General features: G+C 62.8%; 18 protein-coding genes. 5 read left to right on the forward strand and 13 right to left on the reverse strand.

Annotated features, from left to right (window positions below; genetic code table 11):
- Positions 1–7: 7 nt before the first annotated feature.
- The 3 genes from fahA (at position 8) to LNV23_RS17125 (ending at position 5,916) form a co-directional block, all read left to right on the forward strand.
- Entirely contained in the window at positions 8–1,339 is a 1,332-nt protein-coding gene (gene fahA / locus LNV23_RS17115; protein WP_263564089.1) for a fumarylacetoacetase, read from the forward strand.
- A gap of 450 nt (positions 1,340–1,789) precedes the next feature.
- Entirely contained in the window at positions 1,790–4,384 is a 2,595-nt protein-coding gene (locus tag LNV23_RS17120) for a TonB-dependent receptor (protein WP_263564090.1), read from the forward strand.
- A gap of 182 nt (positions 4,385–4,566) precedes the next feature.
- On the forward strand, positions 4,567–5,916 hold the full coding sequence (locus LNV23_RS17125; protein WP_263564091.1) for a sugar MFS transporter: 1,350 nt from the start codon (positions 4,567–4,569) through the stop codon (positions 5,914–5,916).
- A 34-nt stretch (positions 5,917–5,950) separates the two neighbouring features.
- On the opposite strand, the gene LNV23_RS17130 is transcribed toward LNV23_RS17125, so the two are convergent.
- The 4 genes from LNV23_RS17130 to LNV23_RS17145 form a co-directional block, all read right to left on the reverse strand.
- Positions 5,951–6,850: an alpha/beta hydrolase-fold protein gene (locus LNV23_RS17130; protein ID WP_263564092.1), complete on the reverse strand. Its 900-nt coding sequence runs from the start codon at positions 6,848–6,850 to the stop codon at positions 5,951–5,953.
- Positions 6,851–6,985: 135 nt separating this feature from the next.
- Positions 6,986–8,041 (reverse strand): hypothetical protein, encoded by a 1,056-nt coding sequence (locus tag LNV23_RS17135; RefSeq protein ID WP_263564093.1) that lies wholly within the window; start codon positions 8,039–8,041, stop codon positions 6,986–6,988.
- 107 nt (positions 8,042–8,148) lie between these two features.
- On the reverse strand, positions 8,149–8,493 hold the full coding sequence (locus LNV23_RS17140; protein WP_263564094.1) for a PadR family transcriptional regulator: 345 nt from the start codon (positions 8,491–8,493) through the stop codon (positions 8,149–8,151).
- A 96-nt stretch (positions 8,494–8,589) separates the two neighbouring features.
- Positions 8,590–8,931, reverse strand: coding sequence for a YciI family protein (locus tag LNV23_RS17145; RefSeq protein WP_263564095.1), 342 nt, complete (start codon positions 8,929–8,931; stop codon positions 8,590–8,592).
- Positions 8,932–9,218: 287 nt separating this feature from the next.
- Between LNV23_RS17145 and LNV23_RS17150 the strand changes: the two genes are divergently transcribed.
- Positions 9,219–9,905, forward strand: coding sequence for an EF-hand domain-containing protein (locus LNV23_RS17150; protein WP_263564096.1), 687 nt, complete (start codon positions 9,219–9,221; stop codon positions 9,903–9,905).
- Here the strand turns inward: LNV23_RS17150 and LNV23_RS17155 are convergent.
- From LNV23_RS17155 to LNV23_RS17190, 8 genes are all read right to left on the reverse strand, one after another.
- Complete coding sequence (locus LNV23_RS17155) at positions 9,902–10,534, reverse strand: LysE family translocator (protein WP_263564097.1); 633 nt, start codon at positions 10,532–10,534, stop codon at positions 9,902–9,904. The genes LNV23_RS17150 and LNV23_RS17155 overlap by 4 nt on opposite strands.
- A gap of 159 nt (positions 10,535–10,693) precedes the next feature.
- Positions 10,694–11,230: a GNAT family N-acetyltransferase gene (locus tag LNV23_RS17160; protein WP_263564098.1), complete on the reverse strand. Its 537-nt coding sequence runs from the start codon at positions 11,228–11,230 to the stop codon at positions 10,694–10,696.
- A gap of 190 nt (positions 11,231–11,420) precedes the next feature.
- Positions 11,421–11,966 carry a DUF4256 domain-containing protein gene (locus LNV23_RS17165; protein ID WP_263564099.1) on the reverse strand — a complete coding sequence of 182 codons (546 nt, stop codon included), beginning with the start codon at positions 11,964–11,966 and terminating at the stop codon, positions 11,421–11,423.
- A gap of 68 nt (positions 11,967–12,034) precedes the next feature.
- Positions 12,035–12,469, reverse strand: coding sequence for a cupin domain-containing protein (locus LNV23_RS17170; protein ID WP_263564100.1), 435 nt, complete (start codon positions 12,467–12,469; stop codon positions 12,035–12,037).
- A gap of 92 nt (positions 12,470–12,561) precedes the next feature.
- Complete coding sequence (locus LNV23_RS17175; protein WP_263564101.1) at positions 12,562–13,083, reverse strand: DUF2867 domain-containing protein; 522 nt, start codon at positions 13,081–13,083, stop codon at positions 12,562–12,564.
- 13 nt (positions 13,084–13,096) lie between these two features.
- Entirely contained in the window at positions 13,097–13,606 is a 510-nt protein-coding gene (locus LNV23_RS17180; protein WP_318023252.1) for a GFA family protein, read from the reverse strand.
- Between the two features lie 303 nt (positions 13,607–13,909).
- On the reverse strand, positions 13,910–14,329 hold the full coding sequence (locus LNV23_RS17185; protein WP_263564103.1) for a DUF4019 domain-containing protein: 420 nt from the start codon (positions 14,327–14,329) through the stop codon (positions 13,910–13,912).
- A 101-nt stretch (positions 14,330–14,430) separates the two neighbouring features.
- Positions 14,431–14,883 carry a UPF0158 family protein gene (locus LNV23_RS17190; protein WP_263564104.1) on the reverse strand — a complete coding sequence of 151 codons (453 nt, stop codon included), beginning with the start codon at positions 14,881–14,883 and terminating at the stop codon, positions 14,431–14,433.
- Between the two features lie 150 nt (positions 14,884–15,033).
- Between LNV23_RS17190 and LNV23_RS17195 the strand changes: the two genes are divergently transcribed.
- On the forward strand, positions 15,034–15,531 hold the full coding sequence (locus LNV23_RS17195) for a hypothetical protein (protein ID WP_263564105.1): 498 nt from the start codon (positions 15,034–15,036) through the stop codon (positions 15,529–15,531).
- A 159-nt stretch (positions 15,532–15,690) separates the two neighbouring features.
- Here the strand turns inward: LNV23_RS17195 and LNV23_RS17200 are convergent.
- Positions 15,691–16,469, reverse strand: a 779-nt coding sequence (locus LNV23_RS17200; RefSeq protein ID WP_263564106.1) for a hypothetical protein, incomplete at its 5' end; no start/stop codon positions are given.

The following is a 16,469-nucleotide window of genomic DNA, read 5'->3' on the forward strand; positions in this document are numbered from 1 at the left end:
GAATCCCATGAGCTTGATCGACCACACCCACAGCCCCAGCGCCCAGTCCTGGGTGGACAGCGCCAACGCGGCCGACACCGACTTTCCCATCCAGAACCTGCCCTACGGCTTGTTCCGTCGCGCCGGCAGCAATGAGAGCGCCCGCGTCGGCGTGGCCATCGGTGACCAGATCCTCGATCTGCGCCTGGCCGCCGCTGCCGGCAAATGGAGCAGCAGCGTGCAGGTGCTGCTGCAGCCTCTGGCCGATGGCAATCTGAACGCCTTCATGGCTCAGCCCTCGGCGGCGCGCCTGGAGCTGCGCCATGCCTTGTTCGATGCGTTGCTGGCCGGCTCCAAGCAAGAGGCCGCTCTGCGCGCCTGCCTGCTGGCCCAGGCCGAGGCGCAGATGGCCGTGCCTTGCCGCATCGGCGACTACACCGACTTCTACACCGGCATCCACCACGCCACCACGGTGGGCAAGCTGTTCCGCCCGGACAACCCGCTGCTGCCCAATTACAAGTGGGTGCCGATCGGCTACCACGGCCGCAGCTCGTCCATCGGCGTCAGCGGCGGCACGGTGCGCCGCCCGCTGGGCCAGCTGAAAAGCCCCGACGCCGAAGTGCCGGTGCTGGCCGCGTGCAAGCGCCTGGACTATGAGCTGGAGCTGGGCGTCTTCGTGGCCAGCGGCAATGAGTTGGGCACCCCGATTCCGATGGAGCAGGCCGACGAGCATCTGTTCGGCGTGACCCTGCTCAACGACTGGTCGGCCCGCGATGTGCAGGCCTGGGAGTACCAGCCGCTCGGCCCCTTCCTGGCCAAGAACTTCGCCACCACCATCTCGCCTTGGATCGTCACCATGGAGGCGCTGGAACCTTTCCGCGTGCCGTTCTCGCACCCGGCCGAAGATCCGCAACCGCTGGCCTACATCGATTCGCCGCGCAACCGCAGCGAAGGTGGCTATGCGATCGAACTTGAAGTTTGGATCCAAACCGAGAAGATGCGTGCCGCCGGCCAGCCCGCCACTCGCCTGATGCGCTCCAACTTCAAGCACGCCTACTGGACCTTGGCTCAGATGCTGACCCACCACGCCAGCAATGGCTGCAATCTGCAGCCTGGCGACTTGATGGGCACGGGCACCCAGTCTGGCCCCGAGGCGGTTGAAGGCGGCTCGCTGCTGGAGCTCTCGCTGGGCGGCAAGCAAGCCCTGACCCTGCCCAATGGCGAGACACGCACCTTCTTGCAAGACGGTGACAGCATCAGCCTGCGCGGCTATGCCGAAACCAGCAGCCTGGCCGGCGGCGCCCGCCGCATTGGCTTCGGCGACTGCAGCGCCACCATCGTGCCTGCGCCGCAGCTCTGAGCCTTTGAAGCTCAATCGGGAAGGGCGGTGTCGCGAGGCGCCGCCCTCTTTTTATGGCAGGTGGGGAAGCTCAGGGTTTGGCTTGCCGGTTTCGGCACAAAGCAGCCGAATACAAAAGGCAACCACAGAGGCGCAGAGGCACAGAGAAATACAAAGCTGAATTGGTTTTAGCTCTGTGCCTCCATGCCTCTGTGGTTGCATTTGAATTCCAGCAATGTGCCGCTTCCCGCCCTTCAAACTGCGGGTATCCCCGCGCTTCCGTCTTGCATCAGCCCCTGCTTTGTAAGACCGATGCAATGAAGTCCTGCAAAACGCAACGTGCTGATCTGGCGCCGCTGCCTGCCGCTAAATTGCCGAGGTCGAAGCATGGGCCTGCCCGGCTTGCTGCCTGCGCTGTGGCAGCGGACCCCTCATCAAGCAAGACGCAAAAAACTCTCGGAGACCTGTTCCATGAACCAGCCCCTGTCGTTCCAGAAAAAAGTTCTGCCCCAACTGATCAGCGCCGTCATCGGCTCGCTGGCCCTGCACGCAGCCCATGCGGCCGACGAGCCGGCCAAGACCAATGAACTCGACAAGGTCGAGGTCCGCGGCATTCGCGCCACCCTGAACAAGAACCTGGTCGAGAAGCGCGAGAACTCCAGCATCGTCGATTCGATCTCAGCCGAAGACGTGGGCAAGTTCCCCGACAAGAACGTGGCCGATTCGCTGCAGCGCGTGCCCGGCATCTCGGTGGACCGGAGCTGGGGTGAAGGCCGTGACATCTTCGTGCGCGGCACCGACAAGAACCTCAACATGACCCAGTTGAATGGCCAGGCGGTGGCCTCTGCCTACTGGTGGAAGAACGACTCGCAGAGCCGCGGCTTCAACTACGACATCCTGCCGTCTGAAATCGTCGGCAGCCTGGACGTGTTCAAGAGCCCTTCCGCCGACCTGGACGAAGGCAGCATCGGCGGCCTGGTGAACGTCAAGACACGCAAGCCGCTGGACTTCAAGAACCAGTTCAGCGCCGTGGGCTCCGTCGAAGCCACGTACAGCAAACTGCCCAAGGCCACGGACCCGCAACTGGCCGGCCTCGTCAACTGGAAGAGCGAGGACAAGACCTTTGGCGTGCTGCTGGCCATCAGCCAGCAAAAGCGCACCATGCGTCGTGATGGCCTGGAGAACTTCACCGAAGCGGCCAAGTACGACATCGTCGACCAAAAGGGCGTGTCGACCCCAGCGTACGCCTCCTGGGGCGGTGGCTCGGCCATCTTCCGCCAAGACCGCGAACGCACCACCGGCAACCTGGCTCTGCAGTTCCGCCCCAACCAGGCCACGGACATCGTTCTGAATTACATGAATTCAGACATGAGCATGAACAACAACAACCAGAACTACCTGTGGCAGGCAGGCGGTGTGGCCAAGGCCGGCAAGATCGCCGTGACCGACCCGAAGTTCATCACCACCAGCGACGGTACCAAAGCCCTGGTCGGCGGCACGCTGGACGGCGGCGTGTCCTTTGAGCCCATTTATCGCGAGGCCTACATCAAATCCAAGGTCCTGGACCTGGAAGGCACGTACAACGCCGACAACTGGCACGCCCATGGCCAGGTCGGCACGACCTCTGGCTCCGGCGGCAGCAAGCACGATCGCAACTTCTGGTTCGAAGGCAAGGGCCAGACACAAATCGACTTGGCCAAGGACCAGTACAACGTCAAGTACATCGGCATGAGCCCGCTCGACCCCAAGGCACTGACGCTGATGGGCACGCGCGACTGGATTCGCAAGATGGAGAGCACCGAGAACTATGCGCAAGGTGACCTGACCTTCGATCTCAACGGCTCCTTCATCACCGATGTCAAGGTCGGCCTGAAGCTGCGTGACAACACGGTGCAGAACCACCGCACCATCTTGACCAACGGCCCCGGCGGCACCGGTTGGCAAGTCCTGACCCTCGCCGATCTGTCCACTGGCGCCTCGCCTCTGCTCAGCCAGGCCGCCGCCACCTCGGGCTCCCTGACCCAGTACGCCTGGGTCGATGACGGTCTGGCCGTCAGCAAGGGCTTCGCCATGTTCGACAAGGGCATGAAGGGCGGCGAGGCCAAGGGCGAGTACTACAAGATCAAGGAAAAGATCACCGCAACGTATGTGAAGGCGGATTTCGCCGCCAATCAGTGGCGCGGAGACTTCGGCGTGCGCCTGGTCAAGACCCGGCAGACTTCGGAGGCCAACCAGGGCAATGACGCGGCCGGCTGGTCGGTGGTCAGCACCACCCGCAGCTACACCGATGTCCTGCCCAACCTCAACGCGGTGTACGAGCTGAACAAGGAGTGGCTGATCCGGGGCGCGCTGTCGCGCGTGATGGCACGCAACACCTTCAGCAATCTGAGCGCCAGCACCGAGCTGAGCGGCACAACCAGCTCCGCTTCGGCCGGCAATCCCAATCTGAAGCCCTACCACGCCAACCAGGCTGAAATTGGCGCCGAGTGGTACTTCGCCGAAGCCTCGATGTTGTCGGCCACCTTGTTCACCAAGCGCCTCGACACCTTCGTCTACGACACCACCTTGCCCGAAACCATCGGCGGTGTCGTGCGCTCCGTGACCCGCCCGAACAATGCCGACAACGGCGCCACGATCAACGGCGTCGAAGTGCAATGGCAGCAGCCTTTCGGCAAGACGGGCTTCGGCACGGTGGTGAACTACACCTACTCCGATGCCAAGGCTGGCTCGGTGGCCGGCCAGCCTCGCCTGGGTGTGGTGGGCAATTCCAAGCATCAGTTCAATGCCAGCGTGTTCTATGAAAAGAACGGCCTGAACGCCCGCTTGTCCTACAACTACCGCTCCGCCTACTTCGGTGGCCTGGACATGGGCGGCCAGGACCAGACCAGCGCCTATGGCCAGCTGGACGCCACCCTCGGCTACGATTTGACCGACAAGATCACGGTGTACGGCTCAGCCGTGAACCTGAACAACGCGGTCAATCGCATCAACACCACCGATGGCATCCCGGTCGGCGTGTACGAGAACGGCCCGCGTTACACCATCGGCCTGCGCGCCAAGTTCTGACGCCCCAGACCGCCGCAGCGCATGCCAGGCGCCCGGCCGCTGATCATTCAGCGGGCGGCGACTCGGCCCGCTCTTGCGGTCCGACAGGCCGCCTTTCTTGCAGGGCGGCCTGTTGTGTGTATCGATGCTGTTCGCCAGATGGACGGCCGGTCATTTCTTGCTCCTTGTGGGTACGCTCTCTCATGAACAAAGCTTCCGAACTCCGTTCCGGCTCGAAAGGAGGCGTGGTCCTGGCCATGATCTTCATCGGCCTGATGTTCTTCATCCTCGGCTTCGTCACTTGGCTGAATGGCTCCTTGATCCCCTTTCTCAAGGTGGTGTGTGAGCTCAACAACTTCCAAGCGCTCTGGGTCACCTTTGCCTTCTACATCGCCTACACCGTGATGGCGCTGCCCTCGGCCGCCATCTTGGCGCGCAGCGGCTACAAGCGCGGCATGACGCTGAGCTTGGCGGTCATGGCTTTGGGAGCCTTGCTCTTCATTCCGGCCGCCAAGGTCGGGCATTACGGCCTCTTCCTGCTGGCCCTGTTCACTCTGGCCTCGGGCATGACGCTGATGCAGACGGCCATCAACCCCTACATCGTCTGCATCGGTGCGCGTGAGAGTGCGGCCATGCGCATCAGCATCATGGGCTTGTTCAACAAGGGCGCCGGCATCGTCGTGCCCCTGGTGTTCTCGGCCTTGATTCTGTCCGGCTTTGACCAAAAGGCCGCCGTCGACCTGGCCGCGTTGGAGCCCGCGGCGCGCGCCCTGGCCCGCGCCGAGCTGGCCTCGCGCTTGATCACGCCTTATCTGGTCATGGCCGGGGTGCTGCTGGTCTTTACCGGCGTCATCCATTTCTCTTCCCTGGCCGAGCCCGATCTGGATGACGCGGGCGACAACGCCCCGGTGCGCATCGGCGAGGTCTTCCGCTTTCCCCAGGTGGTGCTGGGCGCGCTGAGCCTGTTCGTCTATGTGGGCGTGGAGGTGATCGCCGGCGACACCATCGGCCTCTACGGCCAGCAGCTGGGCGTGGCGAACTATGCCGTGCTGACCAGCTACACCATGGGCGGCATGGTGCTCGGCTATCTGGCCGGTGTGCTCTTGATCCCGCGCCTGCTTTCGCAGAAGACCGCGCTGCAGGCTTCGGCCGTGCTGGGCGTGCTGCTGTCTGCCGCCGTGGCCCTGAGCTCCAGCCAGGACAGCGGCATCTCGCAGCTGCTGCTCGGCTGGGCCGGTGTGCCGGCCGTGCCCAACACCGTGTTCTGCCTGGCCGCTCTGGGCCTGGCCAATGCCCTGGTCTGGCCGGCCGTCTGGCCCTTGGCCCTGCAAGACCTCGGCCGCCACACCGCCAGCGGTTCGGCCCTGCTCATCATGGGCATCGCCGGCGGCGCCCTGTTGCCCATGGTCTACGGCCGACTCGCCGATGCCGGCGGCCCGCAAAGTGCTTACTGGGTGATGCTGCCTTGCTATCTGATCATCTTGTTCTACGCCATCGCAGGCCATAAGTTGCGCCACTGGGGCGCGGGGCAGGGGAGTTTGAAGCGGGCTTGACCCCCTCTGGCCATGTCATGTGCGTGTCGGCGCTTCAGCCCGGGAGCAGAAAGCGCGCCAAGGAGTCAATGTCGCTGGCGCAGTGGCCTCCGTAAATCGGGTGCCACTGGGTTTGCCAGTCAAGGGCGCGGGCGCGCTCGACCAAGCGCTGGCTGCCTTCGAAATTGCCGTAGCGGTCGTACAAGCCATTGGAAACGTAGAGCTGCGGCCGGTGGCTTGACGCGGGAAGGGGCCGCTCGATCAAGGACAAAGGCGACACCCGCTGCCACTCCGCCGGGTCGGCCACATGCTGGCGCGCCAGTCGCAGCACGCCGAAGCTGATTTTGGGGTCAGCGCCCGTGCGTTCGACCGCAGCTTTCAACTGGCCGAAGGATGCAAACGGTGAATCTACATAGACACCGGGGCACAAGGCGGCCAGCTTGGCAAAGCGCTCGGGCTGGCTCAGCCCCAGGATCAAGGCATTGAGCCCGCCCATGGACTCTCCCAGCAGCAAACGCTGCGCCGGGCGGCCATGGCGGGCTTCGATGGCCTCCATATCCGGCCCGATCTCGTCCAGCAAGCCGCTGAATTCTGCTTTCCCTTTGGGCGTGAGCAGCCAGACCGGTCCGTAGGAAAGGGTCACCACCGTGGGTGGGCGCTGTCCCATCTGCTGCCAAGCGCTTTGGATCATGGCGGTCAGGTAGGACGGATCGTTCCAACTGCGCTCGTCCAGCTTGCGGCCATGCAGGTGATAGACCCAATCACCATTCACTCCGCCGGCGTCCCGGTTGATGCAATAGCGCAATCGGCCTTGTTGCCCGCAGGTCTGCTGTGCGGGCCTGAAGCTCACGGCTTGCTCACCCAAGGGCTGCAGCCAGTGGGTCCAGATGAAGCAAGCGCCGCCAAGCAGCAGGCACAAAGCAAGGGCGCAGAGTTTGCGGTGGCTCGATTTCATGGGCGGAACGACCTCTGAGTTGACGACGAGGAAGATGAAGCGGCAAGGGCGGTTCGGCAGTCGGAAGTGGTGTGCCCATGCAGCGGCTCGGCCAGACCCCGTGAGGGCTTGGCCCGAGTTCAGCTTGAAGAAAGGCTAGCGCGCTCGGAGCTTGGGCAAGGCAAGCCGCAGACGGCGGCGCCGTGGCGGTTCCGGTGGCGGTGCCGCCGCCGAAGCCGATCTGCGATGCACGTCGAGGCGGGTCCCTGACTCCGGTACCGCGGCCAAGCTGAGCACATAACCAAGTATTGCGCTGCCGCCCATGCCCAGCAGTGGTGTCGGCAGCCAGCCGGGCAGGCTCAGCAGAAGGATCCCGGCCCACAGCAGGCCATGTTCACCTGCCTGGCCTTGACGCCAGGCCGGCCATAGCAACAACAGGGTGGCGGGGACCAACCAGCTCAGCGCGAGACCCGAGCCCTCTGCCCAGGCTTGCAGCAGCACCTGGTCCACAAAGGCCTGGGCCGGTGGCGCTTGCCAGGATTGGCTTGCCACGCCTGCGCACAGCAAAGCCAGGCAGGCCAGCAAGGTTTGCCCTGGGCCGCTCTGCTGGCTTGCGCTGCGCAGCAGCAAAAGGCAGCCCAGCAGCAGCAGCCAGCACATTTCCATTTGGGCTGTCAGGCCCGCCATGGCGAGCAGCAGTCCCAGGCCTGTCCGACGCTGCATCGCAGCGCTGGCCGCGCCCGGTAAGCGCTGCGACAGCAGGAAGAGGCTGGGAAGCAGCAGCCATGTGGGCTGCACCGCCACCGGGCCCAAGCGAAGCCAGCGCCCGCTCAGACCCGCTGTGGGCTCCAAGGCTGTGCTGACCAACAAGGCCGTGCCCATCCACAGGCAGAGGCTGGCGCGCAGGCTTGCGTCCGATTGCAGGCGCTGCCGGGGCAGCAGAGCCAGGCTGGCCAGCGCGAAGACCAGCGACACGCAGTTCATCCAGGGCCAGGCCTTGGGTGCGCCCGCCCAGGCCATGAACACGCTGCCTGCCAGTACGGCCGCGCTGGCGCAGGCGGCGCCGTGGCGGGCGGTGGGTCCGCCTGCATATGCCACCCGCCGCCAGGCTTGTGGAAGGGCCTCAGCCAGGCTCAGCTTCAGGGCCAAGATCAGGCAACCGAGAGCAAAGCTCCAAGCCGCGCGGGCGGATTCGATTTCCGCCAGTTCCACGTGCATGGCTCGTGCCCAATCGGCGTGGGCGCGAGGCATGAGCGCAAGGCAAGCGCGCATCAAGGCATGTGCTGGCGCGAAGCGCCATGCCTGAGTCCGCTTGAGCCTCATGAGGAGGACGATGTCGCGCCGGACCAGCCGACTTGGAGGCCGGCGGCAGCGCGCCGTTCCCGCGCCTGGTCCAGCATATCGCCCATGCCAGCCAGCCAGGCGCGGCCCGACTCGGTCAGCCGATAGGCGTGGCGGGGCGGGCGGCCGGGCGTGGGCGATTCCTGCCACACCGCTTCCAACTGCCCCTGGGCCTCCAACCGCATCAGCAGCGGATACAAAGTGCCGGACTTGATGCCGGCCTGAGCTGCAATGTCATAGCCGTGACTCCAATCATCACCTGCGTCGGCCAGGACCAAGAGCACGGCCAAGGCCTGCTGGGAAGGAGCGCGTGTACGAATCATGTGATAACTCTACATATGTAGAGTTATCGGGTCAAGCGGCTTCTTTGCGTGAAGCAAGCGGGGCTTGGACCCCGAGGTTTGCCCCTCGCATTGGCTTCAGGACTCCGGCTCGAACATGAATACGCGCAACTCCTGGGCGCAGCGGCAGGCTTGGGCCAGGCGAGCAGCCCAGGCGATGGCATCCTCGCGCGAGGCCAGTTCCAGCACGGTGAAGCCGCCATTCAGCGCAGGAGCCCAGGGGTAGCCGCCTTCGCTGACGGACCCATCGGCCATCACCAGCCGTGGCGGCACGGCTTCGTCGATGCCGCCGCCGAACACATAGACCCCGGCCGCCTTGGCCGCGGCGATCACCGCATGGGCGTCTCGGCTGACCGCCGGCAACTCGCCCTCCGGCACGACCATGGCGGCGCTGGGGAAGGAGATCAGGTACTTGGACATGGTGGGCGGGGCTCCGTGCTGAATGGATGGGGCCGCGGCGGACCGGGTCGTCACTGGTGGCCCCCGAAGTTTGCCAAACAAAGAGCAAGACAAGGCAAGGATGGGCCGGCGATGGCAGGCGTGATTTGGATCAATTCTTTACACAGGGCGCAAGGTAAAGAAGGCCAAGTTCGAGCCCGGTGGCGCCGACAAACAGTTGTCAAGGCGCCGACGCCTCTGAAGCAGTCAAGCAAGCAAGGGTCCTGTCGGCCGTCACTCGGTTCATTCAAGCAGCGAGGTTCACCGTCATGATCGCCAGCGCCATGTCCATTGCAAGCTCCTCCACGGCCAGCACCCGTGCCGTGGCGCCACCGCGCCCGCCCAAGGCTGAGGACGTCTTCAAACAGATCGACGCCGAGGGCAAGGGCTCCGTGACGGCCGCCGATGCCGCCGCCTATTTGGTGAAGATATCGCCAGAAGGCGCACGCAAGGCCGATGCCGCAGCCTCTGCCCGGCTGCAGCAAGACATCGCGCAGTCTCTCAGCCAAGCCGATGTCGACGGCAATGGCCAGCTCAGTCAAAGCGAGTTCAAGCAAGCCTTGTCGCAAGGCCCGGCGGGTGCGCGGCCTGCAGATGGCGATGGCGATGATGCCAAGGACGCTGCCGCCGCTGCAGGCCGCAGCCCTGCAGGCGGGCGTGCGCAGGGCCCGCCGCCCGGCGGACACGGAGGGCCTGGCGCTGCGAAGCCCGCCGCTGCGAGTGCATCGAGTGGCACCTCCAGCAGTTCCTCATCGAGCAGCTTTGAGAAAGAGGATGCCAACCGCGACGGCAAGGTCACCGAGCCCGAGCGCCAAGCCTATGCGGCCCAGCATCCGACGCAAGGCGCCCATGAGGCGAGAGCCCAGCAGAACACCGCGGCGGTGGCTGCTTCCGTGCGTGCCGCGAGCGAATTGGCGCTGCAGCGCTATCAAGAAGTGGCGAGCAGTTTGGGCTAGCCGACGCGTGAGCGGAACTCCTGCGCGGTGCTGAGCAGCAGGCGCAGGCCAAAGGCGCTGACCACCAGGGAAGAGAGTTGATTCAGGCGCCGGAAATTGCGAAGGTAGGCGCGCTGAATCACGGGCTGGGACAGCGCGAGTGCCAGCGAGCTGTGCCAGGCCACCGAGTTGGCGAACACCAGCAAGACGGCTGCGGCGGACAGCATCAGCGAGGGCTGCGCCGGCATGGCCGTGGCGAAGACGCTGCCGTAGAAGAGGGCGATCTTGGGGTTCAAGATGCTGGTCATGAAGCCGGCACGGAATGCGCCGGCATGTGAGAGAAGCCGCTCGCCTTCAGCGCGCGGCTGATGGCGGGAACCCCAGAGCTTGTAGGCCAGTTGCAGCAGGTAGAGACCGCCTGCGAGCTGCGCCACTTGGCGCAGTGCCGGGTGTGCCGCAAAGATGACGCCGACGCCCATGACCGCAAGAAGCGCCCAAGCCAGGGTGGCGCTGGTCATGCCGGCCACGGCAGCAAGTGCCTTGGCCCGGGTATCACCGGCCGCCAGCTGCCCAATCAGGATGAAGTTGAAACCGGGAACCAAGAGGACGGCCCAGTGCAAGAGCGCGATAGGAAGCAGGGTAGCGAGCATGTGGATGGAGAAACGCAAGGCTTTGACGGAGTGTGCCGCTTGGGCGCGAAGACGCGGGGGCAGCCTGAAATCAGGTGGGTTCTGGCAGTCCCGCTGAGGCGCGCTTCATTGTGCCCCGAGGCCTACGCGCTGGATGGCTGGTGGTCTGAACGTCAAGGATCAGACCCCAAAGCCGCCCTGGGTCGCGGCGGCTGAGGTCGCTGCAGGCGAGGCGCTGGCGCGCGCCGACTCGTACGCGCTGCGTTGCAGCGACATGGACACCTGGTCGATCCCGGCTCCAAATCCATCAATGACATGCGCGGTCGTGCAGAATCCGTGGCGAGCAAAGAAGCCGGCCGTGTGTTGGCTGGTGTCGATGGCGATCTCGGAAATTTCAGCTCGCAGGAACAGTCGATCTATGCGCCAAACCAGCAGCTGAGTTCCAAGGGCGCTGCCGTGATGCTCACGCGCCACCATGCCCCAGCTGAGCCGGCCGACGCCCTCGCGAACATAGCAGCCGCCACAGGCCACCAGTTGGGCGCCCAGGGCCATGACGACATACTCGCCGCTGGGCTTCTCGAGGAAGGCTTCAAACTCGGGCAGTTCCGAGGGGTCGAAGTAGCGAGGCAGGTTGCTGCGGAAGATCTCGAGACACGCTTTTTGGTCCGCTGCGCTATACGGTCGGATCTGTGTGTCGGGGCTGGCGTGGAGGCTCATCGTTGGGGCAAGTTTCAAGTGGAGTCGAGCGCGACAGCCATGGCAGACCGCCTCGATAGCGTGTCCGCACGGGTCAATCACAAAGACGGCGAAACCGTTCGGTTGGTATTGTGGGCGCAGTCCCGGCACCTCATGGTCTTGGCAGCTTGAGGGCGCAACAAGAGCTTGCGACGATACGCCAGCCCCATGCTCACACGCGCAGCAAGCCGCGGAATCCTCGTGCCGCGTAATACGACTCCGCCCCGTTGTGATACACGAACACGGTGCCGTAGCGTCGATCGCAGAAGAGCGCGCCGCCGAGCGCACGCACATCGGCTGGCGTCGCCACCCAGCTGGAGGTCTTGAGGTCGAAGGCTCCCAGCTTCTGCAAATCCCGATACTGCGTTTCCGTCAGCAATTCGACGCCGAGCGCTGCAGCCGCTTCGACCGCGCTGCTGCTGGGCTTGTTCTCTTTGCGTGAGTTCAGTGCCTTCTGGTCGTAGCAGAGGCTTCTGCGCCCCTTGGGGCTTTCCGCGGAACAATCACAGAACACATAGCACCCGGACTCAGGGTCGTAGCCAATCACATCCGGTTCGCCGCCAGTGGCCTCCATGCCAGCCAAGGCCTGGAGTGACTTTGCTTCACGGTCGATCTTCGCCTGAACCATGTCCCAGATGAGGCCCTCGTGCCGCTGAGGGTTCTGCACAAATCGAGCCTTCAAGGTCAGGATCAGAGCGTTGCGTTCTTGGGCATCCATGGACTTCGACTCTGCTGTTGGGGCTGTGCGACGGATGGCGTCTGTCTGCAGTCTGCGTGTGTGACTGCTTAGGCGCCAGAGGGCGCTTCAGGGACGAGCCCGTACCGAGTCATGGCTTGCGCGATGAGGGCTGGATTGGGCGGGCCTGAGGCCCCCAAAATCTGCGCGATGTCTCGGAAGTATTGCGGCCCGAGATCTGGATATTGCGTGACGAGCGCCTTCGCATACACCGTTCCAGGATTCGAGAAGGCATGAACTTTCCCTCGGGGGCTGACCATCGCCTGGCCTGGATGAAGCTCCCGAACTTCCTCTCCCACCCGATAGCGCAAGACGCCTTCGAGCACATAGATGTACTCATCGTTGTTGTCGTGGCTGTGGGGAGGCGGCACGCGAGCGCCGGGCGGTACGCCCAGCTCGAACAGGCCGGGTTTTCCGCTTGAGGACCCGTCAACCAAGTAGCGAATGCTGAGTTGTCCGACCTGTATGGGCTCGTCGTCTTTCATTGGCGATATTCCTTGTTGAAAATAAAGGAAGACGGGAATCGTAGCGCCAAGTGCCTGTTGTCACGGGGCCAATCTGTCACCCCGCACACCCTTCACAGCCGCCCTCCGATGAGCGCACGCGACAGCAGTTGCTGCACGCCCCAGCGATGGAATGGAACGATGAAGAACAGGTAGACCTTGCCGAAGCGCTTGTGCACCGTGCAAATGGTCGAGACGACGACGCTGCTGTGTTCGCCCCTGACTTCCTTCAGCACCGACAGCCTGAAATCCAGGTGCTTGTTGTTGCGTCCGGCGACGAGTTCGTTGGGGGTGAGCGCGAAGATGGGCCACACGCCGATCTTCTCGCCCACGACGTAGCTGCTCTTGATCTCTGGATTCATGATCTCCGACCTCGTGGGCGCCTCGAGCCCACAGAAGGTGGCGATGCGGTTCCTGACGATCAGGGAATACTTCAGCCATCTTGGAAGCTGCCCAAAGATGGCAAAAAAGATCTCGGCCATGCCGGCCTGCTCTTGGCGCAAGGGAACGCGGTAGGCGTCGCGAAAGTAAGCGGCGTCAATCACTCGGCGTTCCAGGACGCTGGAGGAGGGGACTTCACATTCCACGACGGGCATGGCTTCTCTGGGGCTAGGTCGCATCCTGGTCACCTCTATCGCAGATGTGATGTCTCCCATCGGACGTCGGAACAGGCCCGAGCACAAAAACATCCACGCCTTCAAGGCAAGCCACGTTGTATCCGTAAGCGCTTGGATCCGACCGACGCTGATGGTGCGTGTAGATGCCGCAAGCTCTGCAGAAGTAGTGCTGGGCGGTCAAGGTGTTGAATTGGTACCGGCTCAGGAATTCCTCGCCCTGAATGACATGGAGCCGTTCGATGGGAATGGATGCAGTGACCGCGCCTCGTCTGCTGCACATGGAACAGTTGCAACGCCGCGGGTTCTCGACACCGTCCGGCAGTTCCAGTTCGAGCACCACGCTGCCGCAATGGCATGTCGCGCGGTGCCGATCTTGGATCGATGTGGTACCTATGACTTTGTGAGAGTTCATGTTGCCAGGTGGTTTGATGCGGACCCATTTGAACGTGGGCGGGCGCCGCAGGCGGGCGGCCCACGCGACTGAAAACGCTGGGCTTGTCATCTTCGGGCAAACAGTGTTTGTGCGCAAAGACTGCCGGCCGCCGACCTCAGCAATCCACTGCTGCTTGCAAGAGGACGCCTCAGAGAAGTTGAGCTGAGCGGCGGCCAAATGGGCCTCGCGTGTTCTCCAGGTTCACGCGCTTGATGAGGCCGAGCCGAAAATCTGGAAGTCGGAACTGATTCCTGTGCAGGAAGCGCAGAAACAATGCAAGCAGCATCAGCGGGCTGCGCGGAGCTCTGAACATGCTCAGGGAGCCGAGCGCATCGAGCGAGCGCCCGTCCGCTCGCGTGAGTGGCTAAGCCGCTATCTGACGAAGTAGCCAGAAACTCGCCAAGTGCCGTCCTTGCCTTTCATGGGCGTCACGGTCTCAATCGCTCCGGCCTTCTTCTCGAAGCTGCTTTCGAACTGAATCACCACGTACTCGCCTGCCGGCGCGCCAGGAATGGAATGGGTGTATTGAGCGCCCAGCAATTTGCGTGTTATGACTGCGCCCAATGGTGCACGGACAGCCTGTGCTGCGGCTTCCCATGCCGGCTTTGAGACAGCAGCCTGGAATTCAGCAGCCGACTGCTCCCAGCTGGCAGAGTAGTTGGCTGCATCAATCAGCGCGACCCACTTCCTTGCGACCGTCGTTGCCTGGTCGACCTGAGCGGCGTCTTGCGCAAGTGCCGCTGGTGCCAGCAGCAGGCCAGCCAGAACTGTGAACGTTGCAGTGAATTTCATCGATGGTCCGTGAATGTTGTTGGATAGAGAGGTCGGGCTCAAGGCTTGAAAAGAGGGCCGTCTGGAGCGCGCAGCCCGCAGGAGTCCCTTTGGCGGCATGCTCAGCCCGCACTGCTGCTGGAGTCCGGGGCTACTGCAATTCCCTGCTCGGCGCACCATTCTCGCAACGCAACTTCGGTCTTGCTGGCCTCGTAGTCGTACCAGGCCTGCAGCAGGCCTTTGTGCTGTAGCAGGTCCTTGAATCTGCTGTAAGCGCCACGCTGCCGAAAGAAGCCCTGGACAGTGCGAATTGAATCGCTCAGCCGTTCTTCTGTGAAAGCCAGAGCAAGATCCCTGCCGAGATTGAGATCGAATTTGTGAGGGATATCAACATAGGCGCTGCTGTTCTCGATGTCCTCCGGCAGTTCGTCGTCCATCTCGGTGTCGCTGGACGCCCAATGCACCAAGCCTGTGGCACGAGACACGAAGGCAGAGTTGGCTCCATCCGATGAGGCACAAACCCACCCATAGCCGGACAAAATGTCGTCGAACTTGACTTGGGCGCCGTGTTCCATGAGGTGCGGGGTAACGTTAAAAATCACCAGCTTTGCGCGGCTTTGTACGCAAGGTCTGGGGCATTGCAGGGTTGGGGCTCACAGCGAAGAACCAAGTGACCAAACGACTACCCCTGGCGCTTTTAACCTGCCCCTATATGGACCCGCCCCGTGCTCGGGGCTCATGAAGAGGACATAGCGATACTTCGCGGAGGACTTCGAGACCTTCTCGATGTCGGCGGCCAATTTGCCATTGTTCCGGGGCGTTACGGCCGCAAATACTTCGGCAGCAATACCTTCCCCTTCCGTGGTTTCTATGTCGGAGCCGCCGGAAGTACCGAGGTTCAAAACCAGCCGTTTCACTTCGGGGTGACGCTCGAACAAAAACTCTGCGCCGTTGAAGGTAGCGAGATAGGTGAACGTTTGGTGCAGTTGCTCAATGAGATTCAGTGGCCGGGAGCAATTCAACGGATCACAACCGACCTCCTCGAATTTGAGCCGAAACAGAAACCGAACCGGGTCTTCAACACCAGCAAGTTCCGCGATTTGAAATTGCGTCTGCTCAGCGGACGCAAGAAGCAGATCGCGGCGCTCTTCAAGATCGGCTCGGGTGATGGAAACTCGTTGAGTCATGGCGCGATGAATTGTGAGCCCCAACGTTCGAGCTAAGCGGGAGCCAGCGGCAGGGCGCCAGGCCCGGCGTGGCGAAAATGTACCGCGTACCGCCAGACCGGGCCTGGCGCCCTGCCGTTGGCGCTCCGCTTGAACGATGGGTTAGGAATCACTGTTGTGGAGGGCTTGCACTCAGGTGGGCCGTAGATGCGCCGGTCACTGATTGGCTACCAGGATCGCGCGCGTCCACGCACGCGATGCATCTTGGTTTTCGAGCACATCCTTTGCAGCCGCGAGATCGCTGCAAACTTGAAGGTAGATGTACTTGCCACGCACGAGTGCCGTTGTTGCCGAAACGATTGTTGAGTCTGTAATGGTCGCTGCACCAGAACTCACGACACTTGTATTGATCGCGGTCACGCTTATCGAAGCAGGGGTTTCGTCAAAGATGCCGACAGGTGCCACTTTCGTGTGCGCCACAGTTTGGCCAGCGGCAGAAGTAAGTCGTTCAACAAGCTCTGATAACGCTGGACCTGTAAGGGGAGCCAGAGTCTGGAACTGGTCTCTAATGATTTTCTTCGTATTTTCGAATGCTGCTGAGGAAGTAGTCATAAGCTCAGCAGCTCGGAGCGTCTGAGCAACAAAGTACAGGCGCAGATTGGGATCGCGACCAGAGGCCTCGGCCTCTACGTCGTCTGTGCTCACAAAGCCGGCTAGGAACTTCTTCTGCGCAATCGTAGAGCTCTCAAGCAGAGACTTCAGTTTTGGGGCTCGCGCAGTCGGATCGGAGTAGCCGGCTGGTATCGGCAGAGCGATTGAAGCGCTACCAACCTGAACTGACGAGGAACTCTTTGCCCGTGCCGGCGGAGCGAGTGAAAGGTTCGCCGCCATAGCTATCGACAGCTGGCAAAGAGAGTGAGCGACTTGGCGTCGTGAAAGTTGGGTCATGTGATGCCTAACGAGGTTGTCCAATAACCCGAAATCCCCAACCACAC

The organism is Kinneretia sp. DJ1R-11 (assembly GCF_025717595.1).
Taxonomy (GTDB): domain Bacteria; phylum Pseudomonadota; class Gammaproteobacteria; order Burkholderiales; family Burkholderiaceae_C; genus Paucibacter_A.

What these genes read in the sequence shown, in the direction of transcription:
- LNV23_RS17180 (WP_318023252.1), bottom strand. Translation starts at nt 13,606, where the DNA reads ATGACAAGCCCAGCGTTTTCAGTCGCGTGGGCCGCCCGCCTGCGGCGC.
- LNV23_RS17150 (WP_263564096.1), top strand. Translation starts at nt 9,219, where the DNA reads ATGATCGCCAGCGCCATGTCCATTGCAAGCTCCTCCACGGCCAGCACC.
- LNV23_RS17125 (WP_263564091.1), top strand. Translation starts at nt 4,567, where the DNA reads ATGAACAAAGCTTCCGAACTCCGTTCCGGCTCGAAAGGAGGCGTGGTC.
- LNV23_RS17190 (WP_263564104.1), bottom strand. Translation starts at nt 14,883, where the DNA reads ATGGAACACGGCGCCCAAGTCAAGTTCGACGACATTTTGTCCGGCTAT.
- LNV23_RS17120 (WP_263564090.1), top strand. Translation starts at nt 1,790, where the DNA reads ATGAACCAGCCCCTGTCGTTCCAGAAAAAAGTTCTGCCCCAACTGATC.
- LNV23_RS17155 (WP_263564097.1), bottom strand. Translation starts at nt 10,534, where the DNA reads ATGCTCGCTACCCTGCTTCCTATCGCGCTCTTGCACTGGGCCGTCCTC.
- LNV23_RS17165 (WP_263564099.1), bottom strand. Translation starts at nt 11,966, where the DNA reads ATGGATGCCCAAGAACGCAACGCTCTGATCCTGACCTTGAAGGCTCGA.
- LNV23_RS17145 (WP_263564095.1), bottom strand. Translation starts at nt 8,931, where the DNA reads ATGTCCAAGTACCTGATCTCCTTCCCCAGCGCCGCCATGGTCGTGCCG.
- LNV23_RS17185 (WP_263564103.1), bottom strand. Translation starts at nt 14,329, where the DNA reads ATGAAATTCACTGCAACGTTCACAGTTCTGGCTGGCCTGCTGCTGGCA.
- LNV23_RS17175 (WP_263564101.1), bottom strand. Translation starts at nt 13,083, where the DNA reads ATGCCCGTCGTGGAATGTGAAGTCCCCTCCTCCAGCGTCCTGGAACGC.
- LNV23_RS17160 (WP_263564098.1), bottom strand. Translation starts at nt 11,230, where the DNA reads ATGAGCCTCCACGCCAGCCCCGACACACAGATCCGACCGTATAGCGCA.
- LNV23_RS17140 (WP_263564094.1), bottom strand. Translation starts at nt 8,493, where the DNA reads ATGATTCGTACACGCGCTCCTTCCCAGCAGGCCTTGGCCGTGCTCTTG.
- LNV23_RS17130 (WP_263564092.1), bottom strand. Translation starts at nt 6,850, where the DNA reads ATGAAATCGAGCCACCGCAAACTCTGCGCCCTTGCTTTGTGCCTGCTG.
- fahA (WP_263564089.1), top strand. Translation starts at nt 8, where the DNA reads ATGAGCTTGATCGACCACACCCACAGCCCCAGCGCCCAGTCCTGGGTG.
- LNV23_RS17170 (WP_263564100.1), bottom strand. Translation starts at nt 12,469, where the DNA reads ATGAAAGACGACGAGCCCATACAGGTCGGACAACTCAGCATTCGCTAC.